The sequence below is a fragment of the Pseudomonas sp. NGC7 genome, assembly GCF_047159675.1.
GTDB lineage: Bacteria > Pseudomonadota > Gammaproteobacteria > Pseudomonadales > Pseudomonadaceae > Aquipseudomonas > Aquipseudomonas kermanshahensis.
In genome coordinates this window covers 1,328,428-1,353,834 of the sequence record NZ_BAAFZY010000001.1, presented here as the reverse complement: position 1 = coordinate 1,353,834, position 25,407 = coordinate 1,328,428, and the positions used below count along the sequence as shown (strand labels likewise).

Annotated in this window: 22 protein-coding genes, 1 tRNA gene and 1 pseudogene; 17 read left to right on the top strand and 7 right to left on the bottom strand. The window is 61.9% G+C overall.

The annotated features are described in order from the left end of the window. Positions 1 to 2: 2 nt before the first annotated feature. From algK to ACMCNM_RS06120, 9 genes are all read left to right on the top strand, one after another. A complete protein-coding gene (gene algK, locus ACMCNM_RS06160; protein ID WP_412764091.1) occupies positions 3 to 1,445 on the top strand; it encodes an alginate biosynthesis TPR repeat lipoprotein AlgK in 1,443 nt (480 codons plus the stop codon). Continuing rightward, positions 1,442 to 2,920, top strand: a complete 1,479-nt coding sequence (locus ACMCNM_RS06155) for an alginate export family protein (protein WP_085273971.1) — start codon at positions 1,442 to 1,444, stop codon at positions 2,918 to 2,920. Before algK ends, ACMCNM_RS06155 begins: the two co-directional genes overlap by 4 nt. A gap of 22 nt (positions 2,921 to 2,942) precedes the next feature. Continuing rightward, positions 2,943 to 4,502, top strand: a complete 1,560-nt coding sequence (gene algG, locus ACMCNM_RS06150) for a mannuronan 5-epimerase AlgG (protein WP_186702499.1) — start codon at positions 2,943 to 2,945, stop codon at positions 4,500 to 4,502. A 13-nt stretch (positions 4,503 to 4,515) separates the two neighbouring features. Further along, positions 4,516 to 5,955 (top strand): alginate O-acetyltransferase, encoded by a 1,440-nt coding sequence (locus tag ACMCNM_RS06145; protein ID WP_085273970.1) that lies wholly within the window; start codon positions 4,516 to 4,518, stop codon positions 5,953 to 5,955. A gap of 7 nt (positions 5,956 to 5,962) precedes the next feature. Further along, positions 5,963 to 7,066, top strand: a complete 1,104-nt coding sequence (locus ACMCNM_RS06140) for a mannuronate-specific alginate lyase (RefSeq protein WP_412764090.1) — start codon at positions 5,963 to 5,965, stop codon at positions 7,064 to 7,066. Between the two features lie 190 nt (positions 7,067 to 7,256). Then, positions 7,257 to 8,714 carry an MBOAT family O-acyltransferase gene (locus tag ACMCNM_RS06135; protein ID WP_412764089.1) on the top strand — a complete coding sequence of 486 codons (1,458 nt, stop codon included), beginning with the start codon at positions 7,257 to 7,259 and terminating at the stop codon, positions 8,712 to 8,714. An 11-nt stretch (positions 8,715 to 8,725) separates the two neighbouring features. Beyond that, complete coding sequence (locus tag ACMCNM_RS06130; protein WP_412764088.1) at positions 8,726 to 9,883, top strand: alginate O-acetyltransferase; 1,158 nt, start codon at positions 8,726 to 8,728, stop codon at positions 9,881 to 9,883. 20 nt (positions 9,884 to 9,903) lie between these two features. After that, positions 9,904 to 10,551, top strand: a complete 648-nt coding sequence (locus tag ACMCNM_RS06125) for an alginate O-acetyltransferase AlgF (protein WP_412764087.1) — start codon at positions 9,904 to 9,906, stop codon at positions 10,549 to 10,551. Positions 10,552 to 10,588: 37 nt separating this feature from the next. After that, positions 10,589 to 12,043, top strand: a complete 1,455-nt coding sequence (locus tag ACMCNM_RS06120) for a mannose-1-phosphate guanylyltransferase/mannose-6-phosphate isomerase (RefSeq protein WP_274888465.1) — start codon at positions 10,589 to 10,591, stop codon at positions 12,041 to 12,043. An 80-nt stretch (positions 12,044 to 12,123) separates the two neighbouring features. On the opposite strand, the gene ACMCNM_RS06115 is transcribed toward ACMCNM_RS06120, so the two are convergent. Both ACMCNM_RS06115 and ACMCNM_RS06110 read right to left on the bottom strand, forming a co-directional pair. Next, positions 12,124 to 12,570, bottom strand: a complete 447-nt coding sequence (locus tag ACMCNM_RS06115; protein WP_412764086.1) for a hypothetical protein — start codon at positions 12,568 to 12,570, stop codon at positions 12,124 to 12,126. Between the two features lie 265 nt (positions 12,571 to 12,835). Next, complete coding sequence (locus tag ACMCNM_RS06110; protein WP_412764085.1) at positions 12,836 to 13,621, bottom strand: hypothetical protein; 786 nt, start codon at positions 13,619 to 13,621, stop codon at positions 12,836 to 12,838. Between the two features lie 170 nt (positions 13,622 to 13,791). Between ACMCNM_RS06110 and ACMCNM_RS06105 the strand changes: the two genes are divergently transcribed. Beyond that, positions 13,792 to 14,256: a multidrug transporter gene (locus ACMCNM_RS06105; protein ID WP_186677806.1), complete on the top strand. Its 465-nt coding sequence runs from the start codon at positions 13,792 to 13,794 to the stop codon at positions 14,254 to 14,256. A gap of 237 nt (positions 14,257 to 14,493) precedes the next feature. Here the strand turns inward: ACMCNM_RS06105 and xenA are convergent, their stop codons facing one another. Next, positions 14,494 to 15,585: a xenobiotic reductase XenA gene (xenA, locus tag ACMCNM_RS06100; protein ID WP_412764084.1), complete on the bottom strand. Its 1,092-nt coding sequence runs from the start codon at positions 15,583 to 15,585 to the stop codon at positions 14,494 to 14,496. Between the two features lie 49 nt (positions 15,586 to 15,634). On the opposite strand from xenA, the gene ACMCNM_RS06095 reads away from it, so the two are divergent. After that, positions 15,635 to 15,970, top strand: coding sequence for an ArsR/SmtB family transcription factor (locus ACMCNM_RS06095; RefSeq protein ID WP_027594635.1), 336 nt, complete (start codon positions 15,635 to 15,637; stop codon positions 15,968 to 15,970). Positions 15,971 to 16,215: 245 nt separating this feature from the next. Here the strand turns inward: ACMCNM_RS06095 and mqo are convergent, their stop codons facing one another. Beyond that, the gene (gene mqo, locus ACMCNM_RS06090; RefSeq protein WP_027594638.1) at positions 16,216 to 17,853 is read right to left on the bottom strand and encodes a malate dehydrogenase (quinone); all 1,638 of its coding nucleotides are present in this window, start codon (positions 17,851 to 17,853) and stop codon (positions 16,216 to 16,218) included. A 334-nt stretch (positions 17,854 to 18,187) separates the two neighbouring features. Here mqo and ACMCNM_RS06085 point away from each other — a divergent pair, with 334 nt between their 5' ends. From ACMCNM_RS06085 to ACMCNM_RS06075, 3 genes are all read left to right on the top strand, one after another. Then, complete coding sequence (locus tag ACMCNM_RS06085; RefSeq protein WP_412764083.1) at positions 18,188 to 18,718, top strand: sigma-70 family RNA polymerase sigma factor; 531 nt, start codon at positions 18,188 to 18,190, stop codon at positions 18,716 to 18,718. 4 nt (positions 18,719 to 18,722) lie between these two features. Next, the gene (locus tag ACMCNM_RS06080; protein ID WP_412764082.1) at positions 18,723 to 19,688 is read left to right on the top strand and encodes a FecR domain-containing protein; all 966 of its coding nucleotides are present in this window, start codon (positions 18,723 to 18,725) and stop codon (positions 19,686 to 19,688) included. A gap of 162 nt (positions 19,689 to 19,850) precedes the next feature. After that, positions 19,851 to 22,292 (top strand): TonB-dependent siderophore receptor, encoded by a 2,442-nt coding sequence (locus ACMCNM_RS06075; RefSeq protein ID WP_412764081.1) that lies wholly within the window; start codon positions 19,851 to 19,853, stop codon positions 22,290 to 22,292. A gap of 85 nt (positions 22,293 to 22,377) precedes the next feature. On the opposite strand, the gene ACMCNM_RS06070 is transcribed toward ACMCNM_RS06075, so the two are convergent. Beyond that, positions 22,378 to 22,569: a DUF4223 family protein gene (locus tag ACMCNM_RS06070; protein WP_027594641.1), complete on the bottom strand. Its 192-nt coding sequence runs from the start codon at positions 22,567 to 22,569 to the stop codon at positions 22,378 to 22,380. A 205-nt stretch (positions 22,570 to 22,774) separates the two neighbouring features. Here ACMCNM_RS06070 and ACMCNM_RS06065 point away from each other — a divergent pair, with 205 nt between their 5' ends. The 3 genes and pseudogenes from ACMCNM_RS06065 to ACMCNM_RS06055 all read left to right on the top strand — a co-directional run bounded on the left by ACMCNM_RS06065 (position 22,775) and on the right by ACMCNM_RS06055 (position 24,424). After that, positions 22,775 to 23,392: a LysE family transporter gene (locus tag ACMCNM_RS06065; protein ID WP_186680972.1), complete on the top strand. Its 618-nt coding sequence runs from the start codon at positions 22,775 to 22,777 to the stop codon at positions 23,390 to 23,392. A 384-nt stretch (positions 23,393 to 23,776) separates the two neighbouring features. Further along, positions 23,777 to 24,040 (top strand): annotated as a pseudogene (locus ACMCNM_RS06060) (hypothetical protein). A 108-nt stretch (positions 24,041 to 24,148) separates the two neighbouring features. Beyond that, entirely contained in the window at positions 24,149 to 24,424 is a 276-nt protein-coding gene (locus tag ACMCNM_RS06055; protein WP_412764080.1) for a DUF3077 domain-containing protein, read from the top strand. A 63-nt stretch (positions 24,425 to 24,487) separates the two neighbouring features. Here the strand turns inward: ACMCNM_RS06055 and ACMCNM_RS06050 are convergent. Continuing rightward, positions 24,488 to 24,577: transfer RNA gene (locus tag ACMCNM_RS06050), tRNA-Ser, on the bottom strand. 92 nt (positions 24,578 to 24,669) lie between these two features. Further along, positions 24,670 to 25,380: a phosphoribosylaminoimidazolesuccinocarboxamide synthase gene (purC, locus tag ACMCNM_RS06045; protein WP_012315794.1), complete on the bottom strand. Its 711-nt coding sequence runs from the start codon at positions 25,378 to 25,380 to the stop codon at positions 24,670 to 24,672. Positions 25,381 to 25,407 lie beyond the last annotated feature (27 nt).

The following is a 25,407-nucleotide window of genomic DNA, read 5'->3' as shown; positions in this document are numbered from 1 at the left end:
CGATGACTAGCACACAACCCGGCTCCCACAGGGCCCGAGTGAACCTTGGGATGTGCGCCCTAGCCGCCGCCATCACGCTCGCCGGCTGTGCCGGCCTGCCTGACCAGCGCCTGGCCAACGAAGCCCTCAAGCGCGGCGACACCGCCTTGGCCGAGCGCAACTACAAGGCCCTGGCCGACCTCGGCTACAGCGATGCGCAAGTCGGCCTGGCCGACATCAAGGTCGCCACCCGCGACCCCGCGCAGATCAAGCAAGCCGAAGTTACCTACCGCGCCGCAGCCTCCACTTCGCCACGGGCCCAGGCTCGGCTAGGCCGCCTGCTGGTGGCCAAGCCCGACAGCACCCAGGCTGAACGTGAAGAGGCCGAAACGCTGCTCAAACGCGCCGCGCAGCAAGGCGAAAGCAATACCTTGATCCCGCTGGCGATGCTCTACCTGCAATACCCGCAGAGCTTCCCCAACGTCAACGCGCAGCAACAGATCGACCAGTGGCGCGCCGCCGGCAACCCGGAAGCGGGCCTGGCCCAGGTGCTGCTGTATCGCACCCAAGGCACCTACGACCAGCACCTGGGCGAGGTCGAGAGCATCTGCAAAGCCGCGCTCAATACCACCGACATCTGCTACGTCGAGCTGGCCACCGTGTACCAGAAGCGCGGCCAGCCCGACCAGCAAGCCGCCCTGCTCGGCCAGCTCAAGGCAGCCTATGCCCGCGGCGCCGTACCGGCCACCCGGGTCGACAGCGTCGCCCGTGTGCTGGCTGACCGCAGCCTCGGCCAGACCAACGAAAAAACCGCCAAGGACCTGCTCGAACAGGTGGCGCCGGCCAACCCGGCGTCGTGGGTCAGCCTTGCGCAACTGGTCTACGACTTCCCCGAGCTGGGCGACACCGACCAGCTAATGGCCTACATCGACAAAGGCCGCGCCGCCGAACAGCCACGCGCCGAATTGCTGCTGGGCCGCCTCTACTACGAAGGCAAGACGCTGCCCGCCGATGCGGCAAAAGCCGAACAGCACCTGCAGGCCGCCGCCGACGCTGGCGAGGTCAGCGCCCATTACTACCTGGGCCAGCTGTACCGCCGCGGTTACCTGGGCAATGTCGAGCCACAGAAGGCCGTCGACCACCTGCTCGCTGCCGCCCGTGGCGGCCAGAACAGCGCCGACTATGCCTTGGCCCAGCTGTTCAGCGAAGGCCATGGCATCCGCCCGCAACCGGGCAACGCCTGGGTGTTCGCGCAACTGTCGCAGGCCAACCCGACGCCACAGTCGGCCGAACTGCTGCAGCAACTCGATCAGCAACTCACGCCAGACCAGCGCAGCCAGGCGCAAACCCTGCTGACGCAGGAAAAACAGGCGCGCGGCAGCATGGCCCAAGGCGCCAACAGCACCCTGGCCCTCGAAGCCCTGCAAGACGACGAACAAGAAGTAGACGGTGAGGACTCGCTATGACGCTCAATCCCTTCGTGAAAGCCGGCATCGGCCTGAGCTTCGCCCTGCTGTGGTCCTGCCCGACCCTGGCCGACATGACCGCGCAGAAAAACTTCGGCCTGGACGTGAAAATCACCGGCCAGTCGGAAGACGATCGCGACCTCGGCACCCGGCCCGGCGGTGACGTCAACGGCCTCGGCCTCGACCTGCGCCCCTGGGTGTACGGCGAGCGCGGCAACTGGAGCGCCTACGCCATGGGCCAGGCCGTCGCGGCCACCGACACCATCGAAACCGACACCCTGCGCCAGAACGACGACGGCACCACCACCGACACCGGTGACGACAGCCGCAAGCCGGACAAAAGCTACCTGGCCATGCGCGAGTTCTGGGTCGGCTACAGCGGCCTCACCCAGTACCCTGGCGAGCAACTGCGCTTAGGCCGCCAGCGCCTGCGCAGCGACGACGGCATGTGGCGCGACACCAACATCGAAGCCCTCAACTGGACCTTCGACACCACCCTGCTCAAGGCCGACCTGGGCGTGGCCCAGCGTTTCAGCGAGTACCGCACCGACCTCACCGAACTGGCCCCGGAAGACAAAGACCGCACGCACCTCTACGGTAACGTCGCCACGCAATGGACCCCCGGCCACTGGGTCGGCCTGCGTGCCCACCACACCCATGACAGCGGCAGCCTGAAAAGCCCCGGCGAGACGATCGACGCGCTCGACAAGACCCGCACCGGCGACCTCACCTGGCTTGGCCTGGAAGCCAACAGTGACGCCTACAACTGGCGCAACGACCACACCGTCAACTACTGGGGCAGCCTGACCTGGCTGACCGGTGACCGCGACAAGCTCAGCAGCCAACAGGTGGGCGACGATCAAGTGGCCACCGGCAAGCAGAGCGGCGACGTCAACGCCTGGGCCACCGACCTCGGCATCCGCCTGCGCCTTGACCCCAACTGGCAAGTCGGTGCGGCCTACGCCCGTGGCAGCGGCGGCGGTGGCGATGACGGCTCGAACAACTTCGAGCAGACCGGCCTTGAGAGCAACCGCTCCAACTTCACCGGTACCCGCTCGCGCGTGCACCGCTTCGGCGAGGCCTTCCGTGGCGAGCTGGGCAACCTGCAGGCGGCCACCCTGTTTGCCTCGTGGCAACTGCGCGACGACTACGACGCCAGCCTGATCTACCACAAGTTCTGGCGCGTCGATGGCGAGCAGAACATTGGCTCCAGCGGCATCAACGCTGCGGTCAACGACAACGGCGTGAACCGCCCGCTGATCAATGGCGAAAAAGACCTCGGCCAGGAGATGGACGTGGTCGTCACCAAGTACTTCAAGCAGGGCCTGTTGCCCGCTTCGATGAGCCAGGCAATCGACGAACCGTCCGCGCTGGTGCGCCTGCGCGCCGGTGTGTTCAAGCCAGGTGACGCCTATGGCAAGGAAGCGGACTCGTACATGCACCGTGCCTTTGTCGACGTGATCTGGCGCTTCTGAGGCCGGTAGAGGATTTCTTGTCATGCCCCTTCACCCGCACCTACGTCACAGCCTCCTGGCCAGCGCCTTGCTGCTGGCCTCAGGCCTTGCCGTCGCCGCAGAGCCCACGGTGATCGCCAAGGAACTGCAGCAGGCCAAGACCTACACCGTGTCCAGCGCGCCCACCGAGCCGCTGCACATGGACCCACCGAAACTGCCCGACCTCAGCGGCTTCACTGCCGAGGCGGTGCAGAACAAGATCGACCGCCGCCACAAAGGCAAAGTCAGCGTGCGCCGCATGCTGCAGGAAGAGTCGCTGAAGGAGTTCATCGGTGGCGACAACAAGGCCGCCGAATGGGTGCAACGCCAGCACGGCATCCCCCAGGCGATCTTCGTCGATGACGGCCATGTCGACTTGATCGAGCTGAGCAAAAAGGTACCCAAGCAGTACCTCAGCGAAGTCGAGCCAGGGGTGTACCTGGCGCGCCTGCCAATCGTGGTCGGGCAGAAGGGCATCCTCGAAATCAACGGCAAGGTCAAGCAACTGCGCCTGTCCCAGGAGGGCGGCGCGTTTCTGGTCAACGACGGCAAGCTGTTCGTCAGCGACACCCAGGTCACCGGCTGGCGCGAGAAGGACAACGGCCCGGCGACCTTCCGCTCGCCCAAGGAATTCCGCCCTTTCCTGCTGTCGTGGGGCGGCACCGAGACCTACATCGTCAACACCAAGATGGCCAGCTTCGGCTACGCCAAGTCCAAGTCGTACGGTGTGAGCATCTCGCAGTACACGCCGAACATGGCCAAGCGCATGGGCCGCCCGGAGCCGACCGGCTGGATCATCGGCTCGGAATTCAGCGACATGTGGTACGGCTTCTACTGCTACGAGACGCAGGACTTCGTGGTCAAGGACAACACCTACCGCGACAACATCGTCTACGGCATCGACCCGCACGACCGTTCGCACCGCCTGATCATCGCCGGTAACACGGTGTACGGCACCAAGAAAAAGCACGGGATCATCGTCTCGCGTGAGGTCAACGACAGCTGGATCATCAACAACAAGAGCTACGACAACAAGCTCTCGGGCGTGGTGATCGACCGTAACAGCGTCAACAACCTGATCGCCTACAACGAGATCTACCGCAACCACACCGACGGCATCACCTTGTACGAAAGCGGCGACAACCTGATCTGGGGCAACAAGCTGATCAACAACCGCCGCCACGGCATCCGCGTGCGCAACAGCGTGAACATCCGCCTGTACGAAAACGTCGCCATGGCCAATGGCCTGGTGGGTGTCTACGGGCACATCAAGGACTTGTCCGACACCGACCGCGACATCGCCCTCGACCCGTTCGATACCAAAGTCTCGCTGATCGTGGTGGGCGGTGAGCTGGCGGCCAACGGCTCCGGGCCCCTGTCGATCGACTCGCCGCTGTCGGTCGAGTTGTACAAGGTGTCGATGCTCGCGCCGCGCAAGGCCAACGGCATCAGCCTCAACGGCATCCTCGGCGAGCGCCAGGACGAAATCCTCGACCTGCTGGTGCGCCAGCAAAAGGCTGTGCTGATCGACCCGGTCGAACGCCAGACCGAAATGATCGATTAAGGAAGCCCAGACCATGACTCCACACCTGATGAAACTGCTGGGCCTGTCCGCCGCCCTTCTGGCGATCAGCCAGGGCGTGCGCGCCGACGAGGTGAAAGCCCCGACGTTCAGCGCCGAACCCTGCTGCCAACTGTGCCCCGAGGCGCACGACGCCAGCCGCTACACCACCCGCTACCAGCAGAACTTCACCACGCTGGTACAGGCCCAGGGCGACTGGCTGTTCCGTACCCGCGAGGACCTGCGTACCGAGTTCAACACCACCCCCGCCGGCTACAAACGCCTGCAGCAGGTGCACGACGCGTTCAAAAAGCGCGGCGTGGAACTGGTCGTGGTCTACCAGCCGACCCGTGGCCTGGTGAACCGCAACATGCTCAAGCCGGAAGAAAAAGCCGCCTTCGACTACCAGAAGGCCCTGGGCAACTACCAGGCCATGCTCCAGCGCTTCAGCAAGATGGGCTACAACGTGCCCGACCTGTCGCCGCTGACCAACGAGCAACTGGCCGCCGCCGACCAGGGCAAAGACTTCTACTTCCGCGGTGACCAGCACTGGACGCCGTATGGCGCCGAGCGCGCCGCCAAGATCGTGGCCGACACCGTGCACCACATGCCGGCCTTCGAAGGCATCCCACGCAAGGAATTCGAAACCAAGAAGTCCGGGCGCATGGGCAAGACCGGCACCCTGCACAACGTCGCCGGCCAGCTCTGCGGCACCAGCTACGCCGTGCAGTACATGGACCAGTTCGCCACCGAGCCAAAAGGCGCGAGCGGCGGCGACGACCTGTTCGGCGATGGCGGCAACGCGCAGATCACCTTGGTCGGCACCAGCCACAGCGGCAAGAACTACAACTTCTCGGGCTTCCTCGAACAGTACATCGGCGCCGACGTGCTCAACGTCGCCTTCCCTGGCGGTGGCCTGGAAGGTTCGATGATCCAGTACCTGGGCAGCGAAGAGTTCCAGAAAAACCCGCCGAAGATTTTGATCTGGGAGTTCTCCCCGCTGTATCGCCTGGACCAGGAAACCATCTGGCGGCAAATCCTCGGCCTGCTCGACGATGGCTGTGACGCACGCCCGGCACTGATGAGCGCCAGCACCACGCTCAAGCCCGGCAAGAACGAGCTGATGGTCAACGGCAAGGGCGGTGTGATCAAAGACCTGATCAACCGCAACCTGCAGATGGACGTCAAGTTCGAAGACCCTTCGGTGAAGGTGCTGCAGGCCACCCTCTGGTACCTCAACGGCCGCCACGAGGACATTAAGCTGGAGAAACCGGAAACCTCCGACACCGACGGCCGCTTCGTCTTCCAGATGCGCGAAGACGAAGACTGGGCCAGCCAGAACCTGTTGGCCTTCGAGGTCCAGGGGCCGGAGAAAGGCACCCAGAAGGTCGAGGCCAAACTCTGCAAACGCAACAACTTCGCCGTGCCTGCGCAAACCGCGCAAGCCGGCCAGTGAGGCGACCATGACCCCATTCAAGCGACTCATCAGCCCCGCCCTGCTCAGCCTGGCCCTGTTCGGCGGCGCCGCGCACGCCGCGCTGGTACCGCCCCTGGGTTACTACGAGGGGATCGAAAAGCTCAAGACCAGCGATGGCAAGTTCCGCTGCGAACCCGCCCCCAAGCCATACACCGGCGCGCTGCAGTTTCGCAGCAAGTACGAAGGCTCCGACAAGGCCCGAGCGACCCTCAACGTGGCCTCGGAAAAAGCCTTCCGCGACTCCACGGCCGACATCACCACGCTGGAGAAAGGCGTCAGCAAGATGGTCGGCCAGTACATACGTGACGGCCGCCCAGCGCAGCTCGACTGCACGCTGGCCTGGCTCGAAACCTGGGCGCGGGCCGACGCCCTACTGTCCACCGACTACAACCACACCGGCAAGTCGATGCGCAAATGGGCACTGGGCAGCATGAGCGGATCGTGGCTGCGCCTGAAGTTCTCCAACGCGCAGCCCCTGGCCGCGCACCAGGCAGAGGCCGAGCAAATCGAGCGTTGGTTCGCCCGCCTGGCCGAGCAGACCGTGCGCGACTGGAGCGACCTGCCGCTGGAGAAGATCAACAACCACAGCTACTGGGCGGCCTGGTCGGTGATGGCCACCGCCGTGGCCACCGACCGTCGCGACCTGTTCGACTGGGCCGTGAAGGAATACAAGGTCGGCGCCAACCAGATCGACGACCAAGGCTTCCTGCCCAACGAAATCAAACGCAAGCAGCGCGCCCTCGCTTACCACAACTATGCCCTGCCACCGCTGGCGATGATCGCCAGCTTTGCCAAGGTCAATGGCGTGGACCTGCGCAGCGAGAACAACTTCGCCCTGCAGCGCCTGGGCGAAGGCGTGCTGGCCGGCGCCCGTGACCCGCGCCATTTCGCTGAACGCGCCGGTGCAAAACAGGACATGAAAGACCTCAAGGTCGACAGCAAGTACGCCTGGCTCGAGCCCTGGTGCGCGCTGTACCAGTGCGTCGGCGACACCCTTGATCGCAAGCACGGTATGCAGCCGTTCGACAGCTTCAGGCTCGGCGGCAACCTGACCCGGGTCTATGACCCGAGCGCGGCTTCGAAGAAATAACGCAAAACCCTGTGGGAGCCGGCTTGCCGGCGATGGGCCGCGAAGCGGCCCCTGACTATCGCTGGGCAAGGCTTCGCCTTGCATCGCAGGCAAGCCAGCTCCTACAGGGATCTAGGTAACCCGCCACATTGCGTGGGGGGTTTGGGGGGCGCTTTGCCCTGGATGCTGTGAACAAATTAGGAGAACCGGGATGGTCTTCTCGTCCAACGTGTTCCTGTTCCTGTTCTTGCCGATCTTTCTCGGCCTGTACTACCTGAGCGGGCAACGCTATCGCAACCTGCTGCTGCTGATCGCCAGCTACATCTTCTATGCCTGGTGGCGGGTGGACTTCCTCGCCCTGTTCGCTGGCGTGACCCTGTGGAACTACTGGATCGGCCTGAAAGTCGGCGCCGCCGGCGTGCGTACCAAACCGGCCCAGCGCTGGCTGCTGCTGGGCGTGGGCGTCGACCTGGCCATCCTTGGCTACTTCAAATACGCCAACTTCGGCGTCGACAGCCTCAATGCAATCATCACCTCGTTCGGCCTGGAGCCGTTCATCCTCACCCACGTGCTGCTGCCGATCGGTATCTCGTTCTACATCTTCGAGTCGATCAGCTACATCATCGACGTGTACCGCGGCGACACCCCGGCCACCCGCAACCTGATCGACTTCGCGGCGTTCGTGGCGATCTTCCCGCACCTGATCGCCGGCCCCGTGCTGCGCTTCAAAGACCTGGTCGACCAGTTCAACAACCGCACCCACACCCTGGACAAGTTCTCCGAAGGCTGCACCCGCTTCATGCAGGGCTTCATCAAGAAAGTGTTCATCGCCGACACCTTGGCGGTGGTGGCCGACCACTGTTTCGCCCTGCAGAACCCGACCACCGGCGATGCCTGGCTGGGCGCCCTGGCCTACACCGCGCAGCTGTACTTCGACTTCAGCGGCTACAGCGACATGGCCATCGGCCTGGGCCTGATGATGGGCTTCCGCTTCATGGAGAACTTCAAGCAGCCCTACATCAGCCAGTCGATCACCGAGTTCTGGCGCCGCTGGCACATCAGCCTGTCGACCTGGCTGCGTGACTACCTGTACATCACCCTGGGCGGCAACCGCAAAGGCACCTTCAACACCTACCGCAACCTGTTCCTGACCATGCTGCTGGGCGGGCTGTGGCACGGCGCCAACTTCACCTACATCCTCTGGGGCGCCTGGCACGGTATGTGGCTGGCGATCGAGCGGGCGCTGGGCATCGACACCAACCCGCAGCGTTTCAACCCGGTCAAGTGGGCCTTCACCTTCCTGCTGGTCGTGATCGGCTGGGTGATCTTCCGCGCCGAGAACCTGCACGTGGCCGGGCGCATGTACGCCGCCATGTTCAGCTTTGGTGAATGGCAGCTGTCGGAGCTCAACCGCGCCCAGCTGACCGGCTTGCAGGTGGCCACCCTGGTGATCGCCTACCTCACCCTGGCGTTCTTCGGCCTGCGCGACTTCTACCGCAATGCCAAGCCAACACCCAAGGCAACCCCGGTGCAGGTCAACGCCGACGGCTCGATCGGCCTGGACTGGACTCGGGTGATGACCCGCGCCCTGGTCCTGCTGCTGTTCGTGGCCTCGATCCTCAAGCTTTCGGCGCAGAGCTACTCGCCGTTCCTTTACTTCCAGTTCTGAGGTTGATGACCATGACCCGGACATTACGCATTACCTATTCGCTGACGTTCCTCGGCCTGCTGGTCGGCATGGGCGCCTGGTCCACCGGCGGCCTGGAAAGCTTCCAGCGCACCGCGCAGATGACCCTGCTCAACGGCAAGCTGGCCAAGGCTGCCGAGACCCACTACGACGAGCAGTTCCCGATCAAACGCCTGGGCACCAACCTCTGGGCGGCGCTGGACTTCAAGCTGTTCAACGAAGGCCGCCCGGGCGTGGTGCTGGGCCGCGACCAGTGGCTGTTCAGCGATGAAGAGTTCAAACCCACCGCCGGTGCCGAGCAACTGATGCAGGAAAACCTGGCGCTGATCCGTGGCGTGCGCGACACCCTGCAACAACACGGCAGCCAGCTGGTGCTGGCAATCGTGCCGGCCAAGGCGCGGGTCTATTCCGAATACGTCGGCAAGGAGCTGCCCGCCAGCCTGCACGACGACCTGTACAACCGCTTCCATGCCCAAGCCCGCCAGGCCAACGTGTTCGCCCCAGACCTGATGGCGCCCATGGAGCAGGCCAAGGCCCGCGGCCAGGTGTTCCTGCGTACCGACACGCACTGGACGCCAATGGGTGCGGAAGTCGCCGCACAAGCCCTGGCCGAAGCGGTCAGCCGCCAGAGCCTGCTCAATAGCGACCCGCAAACCTTCATCACCGAAGCCGGTAATACGGCGCCCTACAAAGGCGACCTGACCAACTTCCTGCCACTCGACCCACTGTTCAGCAACCTGCTGCCGAGCCCAGACAACCTGCAGCAACGCACCACGCGCCCAGCCGAAGCCGCTGGCGATGCGGGCGACGCGCTGTTCGCCGACAGCCAGATCCCGGTCGCACTGGTCGGCACCAGCTACAGCGCCAACCCGCACTGGAACTTCCTCGGCGCCTTGCAGCAAGCCTTGCGCAGCGACGTCGCCAACTACGCCGAAGACGGCCACGGCCCACTGTTGCCGATGCTCAAGTACCTGCAAAGCGATGCCTTCAAAAATGCCGCGCCACAAGTGGTGGTGTGGGAATTCCCCGAACGTTATCTGCCCATGAAAAACGACCTCAGCAGCTTCGATCCGCAGTGGATCGCCCAGCTGAAGAACTCCCGTAAATCCGAAGAAAACCTGGCCCTGTCGTCCACCCGGACGAACCACTGATCGAAAGAGAGGAAATGCACATGACTACCAAAACTTCCATTGCCAAAGCCCTCACCCTCGCAGCAGGCCTGTCCCTTGCTTCGATGCAGGCCTTCGCCGGTGCCGACGCCGCGTTGTACGGCCCGACTGCACCGAAAGGTTCAACCTTCGTGCGCCTGTACAACGCCGCCAGCGCACCTGCCGCCGCCTCGGTCGGCAACACCCAGATCAAGCAGGTCGGCGCCCAGGCAAGCAGCGATTTCAGCTTCCTCCCAGGCGGTGACTACACCGCCCAGGTGGGCGGCAAGAGCATGCCGGTCAAGCTGGCCTCGGACAAGTACTACACCCTGGTCAACAGCGGCAGCGGCAACCCGCAACTGATCGAAGAGCCACCGTTCAAGAACAAGCAGAAAGCCCTGGTACGCGTACAGAACCTCAGCGACCAGTCGCTGACCCTGAAGACCGCCGATGGCAAGACCGAAGTAGTCACGCCGGTCGCCGCCAAAGGCCGTGGCGAGCGTGAGATCAACCCGGTCAAGGTCAACCTCGCCCTGTATGCCGGCGACAAGAAAGTCAGCGACGTCAAACCCGTCGCCCTGGAGCGCGGCGAAGCCGCCGTGCTGTACGTCACCGGTTCCGGCAGCAGCCTGTCGCCGGTCTGGGTTACCCGCCCAGTGTCCACTAACTGATCCCCTGCCTCATTAACGACCTTATTGGAGAAACATCATGATCCCGGTAATTCTTTCTGGTGGTAGCGGTTCGCGTCTGTGGCCTCTGTCGCGCAAGCAGTTCCCCAAGCAGTTCCTGGCCCTGACCGGTGAGCACACGCTGTTCCAACAAACTATCCAACGCCTGGTGTTCGAAGGCATGGACGCGCCGATCGTGGTCTGCAACAAGGACCACACGTTCATCGTTCAGGAACAGCTCTCGGCACTGAAGCTGAAAACCCAGGGCATCCTGATGGAACCGTTCGGCCGCAACACCGCCCCTGCCGTGGCGATGACCGCGATGAAGCTGGTCAGCGAAGGCCGCGACGACCTGATGCTGGTGCTGCCCGCCGACCACGTGATCGACGATCAGAAAGCCCTGCAGCGCGCCCTGGCCCTGGCCACCGTGGCCGCCGAGCGTGGCGAGATGGTGCTGTTCGGCGTGCCGGCGACCAAACCCGAGACCGGCTATGGCTACATCCGCTCCAGCCAGGACGCACTGCTGCCCGAAGGTGTGGCGCGGGTGGCGCAATTCGTTGAAAAACCCGACGAGAAACGCGCCGCCGAGTTCGTCAAGGCCGGGGGCTACTTCTGGAACAGCGGCATGTTCCTGTTCCGCGCCAGCCGCTTCCTCGAAGAGCTGAAAAAACACGACGCCGACATCTATGACACCTGCGTACTGGCCCTGGAGCGCAGTCAGGCAGACGGCGATGTGCTGAACATCGACGAAGCCACCTTCGCCTGCTGCCCGGACAATTCCATCGACTACGCGGTGATGGAAAAGACCCAACGCGCCTGCGTGGTGCCGATGTCGGCCGGCTGGAGCGACGTGGGCTGCTGGTCGTCGCTGTGGGATGTGCACGAGAAGGACGACAACGGCAATGTCACCAAGGGTGATGTGGTGGTGCAGGACAGCCGCAATTGCATGATCCACGGCAACGGCAAGTTGGTGTCGGTGATCGGCCTTGAGAACATCGTCGTGGTCGAGACTAAGGACGCCATGATGATTGCCCACAAGGACAAGGTCCAAGGCGTCAAGCAGATGGTCAAGACCCTCGACGAGCAAGGCCGCAGCGAGACCCAGAACCACCTGGAAGTGTACCGCCCATGGGGCTCGTACGATTCGGTGGACATGGGCGGCCGCTTCCAGGTCAAGCACATCACTGTCAAGCCAGGCGCCAGCCTGTCGCTGCAGATGCACCACCACCGCGCCGAGCACTGGATCGTGGTGTCCGGCACCGCCGAGGTGACCTGCGACGAAAACGTGTTCCTGCTCACCGAGAACCAGTCGACCTACATCCCGATCGCCTCGGTGCACCGCCTGCGCAACCCGGGCAAGATCCCGCTGGAGATCATCGAAGTGCAGTCCGGTAGCTACCTGGGTGAAGATGACATCGAGCGCTTCGAAGATGTGTATGGGCGCACTTCCACGCCGGTCGAGCGTGGGGTTTCGGTGAAGACCATCGCGCAGTAAACGAACGTAGCGCCTCACATTGAACTAACGCGTGAGGCGCTACGTACTCAGCACCGTTCTTCCCACTACGTGGATAAACGTTAGAGGGTCGGACAATTCATGTAAAAAGTTCCACCTGTCACAGCGATCGATTCGAAACCCTCGAGCTGGCATTCAAAAGCACCCTGAATTATTATTCCCCGCTCCCACTTAAACGACCAGATCCTACCCGTAGTTGACACAGAGGTCGACATCAGATAAACCCATGGCAGCCCACTATCGTACTCGCCAATAGCGTGGTCAGGTCCTTCAAGGTCCAGTGGAAAATTTATAGCAAATATATCTTTACGACCTGACTCCAACACCACGTCACCGGCAAGTACCCTGTCATTATTGATATCCTGATAACCCCAATAAAATTGACCAGTAAACGCTGCCAACCTACCATTAAAATAAGCATTTATCCGGCCGCGCTCACTTCTCGGAAGCGGTTCAAGTTTCACTAGGTTCGCTTTAGCTTTTGCGTTTGCAAAGGTATTTAAATCCATAGCCACCGCTCCTCATGACGCCTCACGCGGATTAATAAAAATTAGGCTCAACATCACAAACACTGCTGTACTCTAGGCTTTTGCCACTAACGCGCAACTGGCAAAAATGCTAGGTGGAACACCCCTTTACCCAGTCCCAAAACACCTGCGCAGTGCCATTTTCTTCCGGTTCAGCGTGCGTTTCCTGAAGACCCTCGCACCGTAATGCGAAGCCAGCCCCGCCTCTTGCAAAGAGGTGGGGCTTTTGGATGACCGTTTTGCTGTTTTACAGCTTCAGGTCGACATGGCCTTCCTGAAATGTGAAAGGCTGAGCGTTGTAGTGGAATGCAAGCGTGAAGGCGAAGGACAAGGCTCTACCTGGCGCCCACGCCAACTGGGTAATGGCGTAATCGTCAGCCACAATCAAGCCGTGATTGACGCTGGCAAAGGCGCGCTTGACCGAAGGTTGGTTGTTTTCATCGTACTCCAGAAGGAACACCGCCCCCAGGGCCAGCAAGCCGCCCTCAAGGCCGATGGACTGCTTGACCGCGACAAACGTCGGGCGCTCACGGTCACCGTTGTAACCCTGTTCATTAGCGTTGAACTTGGTATTATTTTTCAGTGCGGGAACGATGACCGCAGAGGCAGCACTTGCGGTGTTGCGCTGCAGCGCAGAGGCGGGCTTTTCATAGGCAATATCAAACACACCCTTTGAGACTTGAAAGTCACGCGCATATTCATCTTTGCCTTTGAAATCAAACTTACCCGCGACCCCACACTCCTCCCGGTTCCATACCAGGCTTTGTATCACGCCACTGTGCGCAGGGCCTGATACGTCACTCCCCAAGTAGGCCGATGTGCCGCCCTCACCGAGGGTATGGTCGCCATCCTTGATGTCCAACGGGAAGCCAATGTAGATGAATTCTTCAACGCCCTGCGCGGGGTTGCGGATACCCAGCACACCGCCGAGCGGGTCGAACCAGACGTCTTGAGCAATGAACTGCTCGCCTGTTGGCAGGGTGGCAGTCATCGCACCAGATGCGTTGCCGGTTTGGGTATTAAGTACGCTCATGATTGACTCCGAAAGCTGATGATTTTAATGAGTGGTAACAAGCTGCCTGTCACACAGATGCCAACGAAGGCAGCCAGTTTTAACGCGCTTTCAGATTAGGGTGAGGGCGGCTACGGCGGTACTGGCAGAAATGCTAGGATGGCCAGATCAGTGCAATCAAGGTTGTCTCCATGATCATCGGCGCCGTGCTAATTCTCACCTGGCTGGTACTGCTGCTGCGTTACCCAGCGAAGGCGTTGCCGATATCCCTGGCCGCCGTCTGCGGCATCGGCCTGGTCGCCCTGTTCGTGGCCTGGCAAGACAGCCGCGAAGCCGCGCAACTGGCACGCCTGGACTTGCGCCTGAACTATGCCCCGGACCAATGCCCCGCCGACCGGGCGCTGCAGGTTCACATGAAGAACGGCAACAAGGCTCCGCTGACCGAACTGCGTTGGCGGGTGGGGGCGTATGCGCCGGGGGATACTGTCAACCTGGCCGAAAACACTTACAGCGCGCCGCGTTACCGGGGGCCAGGTGAGCTGCAGCCAGGTGCCGAGTGGAAGGATTGCCTGCCCTTGCCGCCACTGCGCTCTGGCTATCGGCCGCAGACACTGGAGTTTCGGGCTGAGCATCTGCAGGGTACATTTGCCAATTGATCTGTCGCCTGGTCGGGCCCTTTCGCGGGCAAGCCCGCTTGTATGGTTAGACTTGAAGGGGTGGTGGGACTAAATGCCCGATTCTGACTGTTCGCAGCAGTACAGACCGTGGGAGGTGCTCGCAGCACCTCCGGCAGTCAGCTTGCCATTCACCGCTCTCACTCCTGATTCTAATACCCCCTCAAGACACAAGCCGGCTTGCCGGCGATTGGGCTGCGCAGCAGCCCCCTGCATCACTCAGCGATAACGCTCAAGCCAGTGCGCATAAGGCGCCGGCAAGGTCCACGACGCTTTATCCACCCCCAACTCCTTGGCCGCGAAGTACGCCCAGTGCGGGTCCGCCAGGTGCGCACGCCCTACCGACACCAGGTCGAGCTGATTGGCTTTCAGCGCGCCTTCAGCCAGCTGCGGCGTACCAAAGCCCCACGCCGACGTCACCGGCAGGCCGGCCTCGCGGCGTACGCGCTCGGCAATCGGCCCCATGAATGCCGGGCCCCACGGGATGTTCGTCTCAGGGATGGTGAAGCCGACGCTGACACTCAGCAGGTCCAGGCCACCGGCTTTGAACATGCGGGCCAACTCGATGGACTCGTCCAAGGTCTGCTCATCGCGACCGTCATATTCCAGCACACCAAAGCGGGCGGTCAGCGGCAGGTTCTCCGGCCACACCTCACGCACGGCTGCCAGGGTTTCCAGCAAGAAGCGGCTACGGTTCTCGAAGCTGCCACCGTAGGCGTCGGTACGCTGGTTGGAATGCTCGGAGAAGAAGCTTTGGCCCAGGTAACCGTGGGCAAAGTGCAGCTCGATCCACTCAAAGCCCGCCTCGCGCGCACGGCGCGCGGCATCGACGAAGTCCTGCTTGACCCGGGCAATGTCGTCCAAGGTCATTTCGCGCGGTACTTTCGGCAAGTGAGCGCCGAAGGCGATGGCCGACGGGGCGATGGTCTGCCAGCCGCGGGCGTCGTCGGTGGCGATGTGGTCGTCACCTTCCCACGGGCGGTTGGCGCTGGCCTTGCGCCCGGCATGGGCAATCTGGATGCCCGGCACTGAGCCTGCTGCTTTGATCGCCTGCACCATCGGCACGAACGCCTGGGCATGGGCGTCGCTCCAAATGCCGGCGCAGCCGGGGGTAATGCGCCCTTCCGGCGCGACTGCAGTGGCTTCGACCACCACCAGGCCGGCACCACCCCGGGCCAAGCCGGCCAGGTGGACGTGGTGCCAATCATTGACCATGCCGTCCTCGGCCATGTACTGGCACATGGGCGGAATGGCGATGCGGTTGCGCAGGGTGACGTCTTTGAGGGTATAGGGTTCGAACAATGCGGACATGAGGGACTCCGGGTTCATCTGAATACGATAGTTCGATCATAATCGAACTATGGCAATAATTGAAAGGCCCGTTATCATGTCGACCATGCGAGCCTACAAACATCCCAACCCTGAAGACCTGATCCTCGAGCGCCTGCTTTACGCCTTGAGCGACCCCGTGCGCATGGAGATCGTGCGCCACTTGGCGGGCGTGGCGGAGGCCAGCTGCGGCGAGCTGGACGGCGGCCGGCCGAAGTCGAGCATGTCGCACCATTTTCGCGTGTTGCGCGATGCGGGGTTGGTGCATACGCGTAATGTCGGCACTACCCACATGAACTCGTTGCGCAGCGAAATGCTCGACGAACGGTTCCCTGGGTTACTGGCGTGCATTCTGCGGCAGCAGTGATTCCTGCGCGGGCCTCTTCGCGGGCAAGCCCGCTCCCACACAGTCCTCACTGACCTCAAAGGCAGTGCTGTACCTGTAGCAGCGGGCTTGCCCGCGAACAGGCCCGCACAATCAGCATCAAGTCTGATCCTTACGCAGTGCAAACCTACCAACCTGTGGGAGCGGGTTCACCCGCGAAGAGGCCGGTACAGGCAATAAAAAAGCCACGAGGTCACCCCCGTGGCTTTCGTTCACAACAGTGTCGCTTACAGCGCCATGTCGTTCTCAGGCTTGCTTTCAACCGCTTTGCCTGGTGCAGCACCGAAATCGACGCTGGCATCGATCACTGGCGGCTTCTCCAACTGCAGCACTTCAGCGGTGTAGTTCCACTCTTTCTGCGTGGCGGCTGCCGAATCATTCAGCTTGGTACCGTAGCTCGGCACGATCTCTTTGATCTTGGCTTGCCACTCAGGCGTCGCCACCTTCTCTTTGAACACGGTTTCGAGCACGTTCAGCATGATCGGCGCAGCAGTGGAAGCACCTGGCGAGGCCCCCAGCAGGCCAGCAATGGTGCGGTCCTCGGAGGCCACGACTTCGGTGCCCAGCTTCAGCACGCCGCCTTTCTCGGCATCACGCTTGATGATCTGCACGCGCTGGCCGGCCTGCCACAGGCGCCAGTCTTCTTTCTTGGCGTTCGGGAAGTAGGTGCGCAGGGCTTCGAAGCGGTCGTCGTCAGACAGCATCAGCTGGCCCGCGAGGTACTCCACCAGCGGGTACTGTTCGATACCGACCTTGGTCATCGGCCACACGTTGTGCAGCGTGGTGCTGCCCAGCAGGTCGAGGTACGAGCCGTTCTTCAGGAACTTGGTCGAGAAGGTCGCGAATGGCCCGAACAGGATCACGCGCTTGCCGTCCAGCACGCGGGTGTCCAGGTGCGGTACCGACATGGGTGGCGCGCCAGTCGAGGCGATGCCGTAGGCCTTGGCCATGTGCTGCATGGCAACGGTCGGGTTCTCGGTCACCAGGAACGAGCCGCCCACCGGGAAGCCGGCGTATTCCTTGGCCTCAGGGATGCCCGACTTCTGCAGCAGCTTCAGCGCGCCGCCGCCGGCACCGATGAACAGGAACTTGGCGTCGGTGGCCGATTCGGTACCGTCCTTCAGGTTCTTGTACTCGACGTGCCAGGAGCCGTCCTTGTTGCGGGTGATGTCCTGCACTTCGCTGGACAGCTTCAGGTCAAACTTGTCCTGGGTCTTCAGGTGGCCAACGAACTGGCGGGTGATCTCGCCGAAGTTGACGTCGGTGCCAATCGGCGTCCAGGTCACGGCCAGCTTCTGGTTAGGGTCGCGGCCTTCCATCATCAGCGGGACCCACTTGGCGATCTGCGCGTGGTCCTCGGAATACTGCATCGGGCGGAACAGCGGGCTGGCCTGCAGCGCGTCATAACGCTTCTTGAGGAACTTGATGTTGTCATCGCCCCAGACGAAGCTCATGTGCGGGGTGCTGTTGATGAACGAATGCGGGTTCTTCAGCACGCCCTGACGCACCTGCCACGACCAGAACTGGCGGGAGATCTGGAAGGCTTCGTTGATTTCGATGGCCTTGGTGATGTTGACGTTGCCGTCTTTGTCTTCCGGGGTGTAGTTCAGCTCGGCCAGCGCGGAGTGGCCGGTACCGGCGTTGTTCCAGCCGTTGGAGCTTTCTTCGGCGACGCCGTCCAGGCGTTCGACCATTTCCATCGACCAGCTCGGCTCCAGCTCGTGCAGCCAGACCGCCAGGGTGGAACTCATGATGCCGCCGCCGACCAGCAGCACGTCGACTTTCTTGGTTTCTACCGCGTGCGCTTGCATGACGCTCGCCGCGACAGCCAGACCCAGCAAGGTCTTGCCAGCTTTCTTGAACATTGATCAATCCCAATGGTTAGCACGTAAGGGAGGCCTAGGCGGGGCCTCGTGTCGTTCTGTCCTTCAGCGCGCGCTTGTTATTGATCATTGGAGTCAGCAGCCAAGAGAAACAGTGAACGCCCAGCCAATGGTCGAATTGACCCGCCATCGCTGAAACGTTTTTCCGATTGTATCTGAATTGCCAGCACAAACAAATTGAGGGGCTGCGCGTCAAGGCGACAGGTTGTCCCAGCCACGCGGGAATATTCGACAGCGATTGCAGTATTTTTCCGCCACCTCTACTATTGCGATCATTTCTCATTCGCACCAGTACGCGCTCGCGCCGGATGCCGCCGTGGTTTCGATACCTGAGTTGAACACCTCGATCCATACCCTGTACCACAGCCATTCGCGCTGGTTGCTTGGCTTTTTGTACCGGCGCCTGGGCAGCCGTTGCGATGCTGCCGACCTGGTTCAGGACACGTTCCTGCGCATCCTCAACCGCCCGCGCCAATTCGATGGGGAGCGCGCTGAACGCTCCTACCTGGCCACCATCGCCCGTGGCCTGTGCGTGGACCACTGGCGGCGCCAGCGGCTGGAGCATGCCTGGCTGCAACAGCTGGCGTTGCAGCCCGAAGCCGTGCAGCCCTCCCCCGAGCAGCGAGCGATCATCGTCGAAACCCTGCACGAGGTGGACGCGATGCTGTTGCGCTTGCCCAGCAAGGTGCGCCAGGCGTTTCTGCTGGCACAACTCGATGGCCTGGCCTACCGCGATATCGCCGCGCACATTGGCGTCAGCGAACGCATGATCAAGAAGTACCTGGCGCAGGCCTTTTTGCACTGCGCCATCCTTGAAGCCGAACTCGACGGCGTGCTGGTGGAATGACGCCATGAGCACACCCACACAGAAACTCAGCCACGCCAGTTTGCAGGAAGCCGCGTACTGGTACGTGCAATTGCAGGACGAGGACGCCGGCCCGCAGGTGCACCACCAGTGGCAACATTGGCTCGACCAGCACGGCGACCACCGCGCAGCCTGGCACTACGTGCAACGTGTCGGCCAGCGCTTCGCGCCTTTGCAGGCCGAAGGCGCTACCGCGGGCCGGGCCCTGCGCGAGCACGAGCCGCGCCGCTTCAGCCGGCGCACCGGGCTCAAGACGTTGCTGGTGCTCGGCGCCAGCTCGCTGCTCGGCTGGCAGGCCTGGCGGGGTGCGCCACTGCCGGGCTGGGGTGCCGACCTTGCCACCGGCATTGGTGAAACCCGGCAAACCCGCTTGGCCGACGGCAGCCAGCTGTGGCTGGGCGCCCAGAGTGCAGTGGACCTGGAGTTCTCGGCGCTGAGCCGCGTGCTCACGTTGCGTTTTGGCGAAATCCTGGTGGAAACCGCCGCCGACTCGCGCCGGCCATTTTTTGTCGACACTGCGCAAGGTCGCATGCAAGCCCTCGGTACCCGTTTTGCGGTGTGCCAGCAGGGCGAGACCACGCGGCTGGACGTGTACGCCGGTGCGGTCGAAGTGTGCACTGCGCAGCGGGCCGAGCGCCTTATCGTCCAGGCCGGGCAGCAGGTGGTCTTCACCGCCCAGGGCATCAGCGCGCCGCGCCCGGCGCAAAGCGCGGGTGAGTCATGGATTCATCAACGCCTGAATGCCGAGGACATGCCCCTGGCGCAGCTGTTGCAGACGCTGGGCCGCTATCGCCATGGCCATCTGGGTTGGCACCCGTCGGTGGCGCAGCTGTCGGTGATGGGGGCTTTTCCGCTCAACGATACCGACCGCGCACTCGACCTGCTGCAGGCCGCGCTGCCGGTTCGTGTGCAAAGGCTGACACCCTGGTGGGTGAGCGTCGAGCCGGCGTGAGGAGTGGGGCTGATGGATGGTTGCCGATAGGTTTGTAGCGCCATACCCCCCCCCAAAGTCCTCATGCAAAAAAACCGCACCAACCGGTTCCCTTTTCCCAATCTCGTTCGGTTAACCCCTCACAACCTCCCTCAACTGACCGTATCGACCTCAGGGACCAGCATGCCGACGCCCCTCCACCCCGCCTTTCGCCTGGCGCTTGCCGCCCCGCTTTCCCTTTGTGCCGCTGCACCGCTGATGCTGCCGGCGACCTTGGCGCACGCCGAACAAGCGATCAATGCCGAGACTGCCTTCAACATCGCCCCCGGCTCGCTGACCAGCGCCCTCAACCAGTTCAGCAGCCAGGCCGGCATCTACCTGGCCGGCAGCAACGCATTGGCCGCCGGTAAAACCAGCCAGGGCCTGCAAGGCCGCTACAGCGTCACCCAAGGGCTGGCCCGTCTGCTGCAAGGCAGCGGCCTGCAGGCTGTACCGCAAGGCAGCAGCGGCTATGTGCTGCAACCGGTCGAAGACGGCAACGCTTTGCAACTGGACGCCACCGCCATCAACGCCGCCACCCTGGCCGTCAGCAATGGCCAGGGCGACACAGGCTACCGTGCGGTCTCCAGCGCCACGGCCAGCAAGACCAGCAGCGCCCTGGCCGACACCCCGCGCTCGGTCTCGGTGGTGACGCGCCAGCGCATGGACGACCAGCAATCGCAAACCCTCACCGAAGTGCTCGGCTATGTACCGGGCATTTTCTCGCCACCCTTTGCCGGCGGTGACGGCCAGGCGGGCGACCTGTTCTTCATCCGTGGTTTCAACGCCACCGACTATGGCTACGGCCTGCTGCGCGATGGCCTGCGGGTGCAAGGCAACCGTTACGACACCAGCAGCGAACCCTATGGCCTCGAGCGGGTGGAAGTGTTCCGCGGCCCGACCTCGATCCTGTACGGCGAGAACGCCCCAGGTGGCGTGGTCAACCTGGTGAGCAAACGGCCGACCGCCGAGGCCCGCGGCGAAGTGCAGCTGAGCTATGGCTCGCACAACCGCCGCCAGCTGGGTGTCGACGTCTCCGGCCCGTTGAACGATGAAGGCAATGTGCTTGGCCGCCTGGTAATGATGGGCCGCAACGCCGATACCCAGGTCGATCACCAGCCTGATGACCGCCTCTACATCGCCCCATCGCTGACCCTGAACTTCGACGAGTTCAACAGCCTGACCGTGCTGGCCACCTACCAGCGCGACCGCACCTTGATGGAGTTGGGCTACCCCGCGGCCGGCACCTTGCTGCACAACCCCAACGGCAAGATCGACAAGGACCAGCTGTCCGGCAACCCGGACTGGGACAACTTCGAACGCGAAACCTGGAGCCTGGGCTATGAGTTCAGCCACCGCTTCAACGACACCTGGCAGTTCCGCCAGAATTCGCGCTATATGCAGTCGCGCATCGACCGCCAGGAGATGTGGCCAGGCAGCCTGAACAACGGCGGCTTCGGCACCACCTTGGGCAACACTGCCTACGACCGATACAACAAGTCCATCGCCTACTCGCTGGACAACCAATTCGAAGGCCACTTCGACAGCGGTGCGTTCGAACACACCCTGCTGCTGGGGGCGAGCCTTGACCGCACCTCGTTCAACCAGGATTGGGACGCCGGCAACGGCGGCACCATCAACGTGTTCAATCCGGTCTGGACCGGCAAACCAAGCACGCCCCTGCATGTGCAGAACGCCTTGCTCGATCAAACCATGTACGGCCTCTACAGCCAGCTGCAAACCAAGGTCGACAACTGGGTGTTGCTGCTCGGCGGGCGCCTGGACCGGGTCAACAGCCAGTTCCGCAACAAAGCTGGCACCCTCAACGCACAAGCCGACATGGACAGCTGGGACAGCGATTTCACCTGGCAGACCGGCGTGATGTACCAGTTCGAAAACGGCCTGTCGCCGTACTTCAGCTATTCCACCGCCTTTGCCCCCACCCAGCAGACCGAGAGCAAGAGCGGCCCGCTGGACCCGACCACCAGCGAACAGTACGAAGTGGGTATCAAGTACGAGCCCAAGGGCTGGAACACCGCCTTTACCGCGTCGGTGTACGACCTGCGCAAGAAGGACGATGTGTTGTTCGACTCAAGCGTCGGCGACTACCGCCAGATCGGCGCCAGCCGCGCCAAGGGTGTGGAGCTGGAGCTCAACAGCGACCTGAGCGAAAACCTCAACCTCACTGCGGCCTACACCTACACCGATTCGCGCATAACCAAGGACGTGGCGGGCTCGCTGTATGAAGACCACCAGATGACCGGCGTGCCGCGCAACCAGGCATCGGTGTGGAGCACCTACCATTTTCGTGACGGGCTGTTGAAGGGGCTGCAGATCGGCGGTGGCGTGCGTCACTTCGACAGCACCTTCGCTTATACCCCGGCGAGCCTGTACGGCAAGCTCGATACCGGTGATGTCACGCTGGTGGATGCCAAGGTGGGGTATACCCTCGACGAAAATTGGTCAGTCGAGCTCAATGCCCGCAACCTGTTCGACAAGGAGTATGTAGCAGGCTGCAACAACGCCGGGCGTTGCTACTGGGGTGAAGAGCGGACCTTGCTCGGTACCGTTTCGTTGCGCTGGTGATCCCTTAAACAAAAGACCCCGGGCATCTGCATGACCGGGGTCCTTGGATCACGCCGCAGGCGTCGCGATCAGGGTATCGCCAAGATTACTGCGGCTGAGGCAGTTTATCGATTGGGCCGCAGCCACCGATGACCTTGGAGATGGAAACCGAAGGGTGGAACAGGTAGTCGTACGAGCAGTTCTTCTGCTGGTTGTAGACTTGACCAGTGCAGCCGGACAGCAGGGCAACGCCCGAAACGACAGCAACAGCAACAGTGGCTTTCAACAGCTTTTTCATACTAAGTCCTTTAAATGAATCGTCGGCCATCGTACTGATGGCGCCCGGATGATACAGAACCAAAGCATTGGATCCAAGTCACAGAGGGCTCGATGTAACAATACGTCGCGTTATCGCAGCATTAACCGACAGTTGAAAAGTAAGCCGCCGGGGAAGATAGTCTGTAGTTCTGCCTTGCACCTGCACTATTACAGGAGTTCCCCCCATGCTCGGTGTTACCGACTACGGCGCCTTCGTCATCGCCTTTATCATCGTCCTGGCCATCCCTGGCCCGGGCAACTTTGCCTTGATCACGGCCACGGGCAAGGGTGGCATCAAGGCCGGTTTGGCGGCGACCTTCGGGGTAATCCTGGGTGACCAGGTACTGCTGTGGCTGGCCGTGGCCGGCGTTGCCACCTTACTTGCCACCTATCCTGCCGCCTTCCACGTGGTGCAATGGGCGGGTGCTGCGTACCTGGCCTACCTGGGCCTGCGCATGGTGCTGAGCAAACCCGGCGGCGCCCCGCGTGCAAGCCGCATGGACAACGGCCACTACTTGCGCCAGACGATGATGATCACCTTGCTCAACCCCAAGGCCATCATGTTCTACATGGCGTTTTTCCCGTTGTTCGTCGACCCGGTGAAGCACCAGGGGTTGCTGACCTTTGGCTTTCTGGCGGCGACCGTGGCGGTGGTGACGTTCCTGTATGGGCTGATTGCGGTGGTGTTGACCCACAAGCTGGCCGAACGCATGCGCGCGAACCCACGGATTGCCAACCTGTTCGAGCGGTTGGCGGGGGTTTGCCTGGTTGGGTTCGGGATCAAGCTGGCGGCGATGCGCTGATTCGAGATTTCCGGGGCTGCTGCGCAGCCCATCGCAGGCAAGCCAGCTCCTACAGGTACTGCACTGCCTTCAAGGCTTGCGCTTTACCTGTAGGAGCTGGCTTGCCTGCGATGGGCCGCAAAGCGGCCCCAGGTTTACCCAAAACGCATAAACAACAGAAGAGCGCAGTTGTCATTTCTTGAACTGTAAAGGATGGCGAATCAGCCATCCGCCCTACAGCTAACCTTCAGTTTTTTCCCCTATCTTGTAGTCCATTTCCCAAACATACTCACGATCCGCTCAAACTGTTGCTAGTGCTTGGGTACCGGTCTGTCAACCTGTGTATAACTGCCTCCATTCGTTTGACAGCGTTGCCAGGCAGCTCCACTTACCCAAGTAGCTTTCATGCGCAAGATAGTCCCCGATCCGCCCTACTCCCTCGATTCCTCGCAGATATTGCAGGACACCCTGATCCAATCCACAGAGTACGTCCTCTGTGCCCTGTCTGTAGCCCGCTAATCAGTGCAACTCAAGCCCACCTCCCCCAACTCGATCGTGATGCAGGCAGTCATCCACGAGATGGAGGCAGTACAAAGCCTGGTTGAGTCCGCATTGATGCAATTGCAGATGCAGCCGCACATCCCCGCAGCGCCGGGCACGGTGCATTGAACGTTCGAGTAGCTGCGTACCCCTCCCACAGGGCTCTTCTTTATACCTGTGGGAGCGGGTTCACCCGCGAAGAGGCCAGGCCCGGCACTAAAGATTCCAGGGAGTTAAATGACGACTACAGCCACCCCAAAGCCGCCCACCACGGTCGGCCTGACAACGTTCTACCAAGACGAAAACCAAACCCACCCACTCTTTCGCATCGAGCCAGGCATCTGCTGCCAAAGCGCCCGCGAACAGGCATCCGAGCTGATGGGCTATGTACGCGACATGACCCTGACAGGGTTGATGGAGGGCGATCAGAAGTTGATCTGGGCTTCGCATTACCTGAGCGCGATGGCCAAAGCGCTGCTTGATGATGCGGGGCTGGGGATGATGAAGCGTTAAGGCCAAACAACGAAAAAGCCCCTGAAAACTCATCGTTTTCAGGGGCTTCATCTACCACATGTATGGCGGAGAGATAGGGATTTGAACCCTAGGTACTGTTGCCAGTACAACGGATTTCGAATCCGTCCCGTTCGACCACTCCGGCATCTCTCCAATGGCGCGCATCATACCAGCGAATTTCTGAAACGCAAAGCTTTATTTCAAAAAAATTCGCGTGGTATCAGGCGCTTGCGTGAACAGGCCGCTTACAGCGGCACGCCCAGGCGCTTGGCAACTTCTTCGTAGGCTTCGATCACGTCGCCCAGGCCCTGACGGAAGCGGTCCTTGTCCATCTTCTTGCGGGTTTCTTTGTCCCACAGGCGGCAGCCGTCTGGGCTGAATTCGTCGCCCAGGACGATCTGGCCGTGGAATACGCCAAACTCCAGCTTGAAGTCGACCAGCAGCAGGCCGGCGTCATCGAACAGCTTGTTCAGCACTTCGTTGACTTTCAGCGACAGCTTTTTCATTTCGGCCAGCTGTTCGGCGGTGCCCCAGCCGAACGCGACAACGTGGGATTCGTTGATGAAGGGGTCGCCCTTCTCGTCGTTCTTCAGGAACAGTTCGAAGGTGGACGGCTCCAGCTTGATGCCCTCCTCCACGCCCAGGCGCTTGACCAGGCTGCCCGCGGCGTAGTTACGCACGACGCACTCGACTGGGATCATGTCGAGTTTCTTCACCAGGCACTCGTTGTCGCCCAGCAGCTTGTCGAACTGAGTCGGCACGCCGGCTTCTTCGAGCTTTTGCATGATGAAGGCGTTGAACTTGTTGTTCACCATGCCTTTGCGGTCGAGCTGTTCGATGCGCTTGCCGTCGAACGCCGAGGTGTCGTTGCGGAACAGCAGGATCAAGCGGTCGGCGTCGTCGGTCTTGTAAACCGATTTGGCCTTGCCGCGGTAAAGTTCTTCGCGTTTTTCCATGATGGGCTCCGCTTGCTTGAGTAGTTG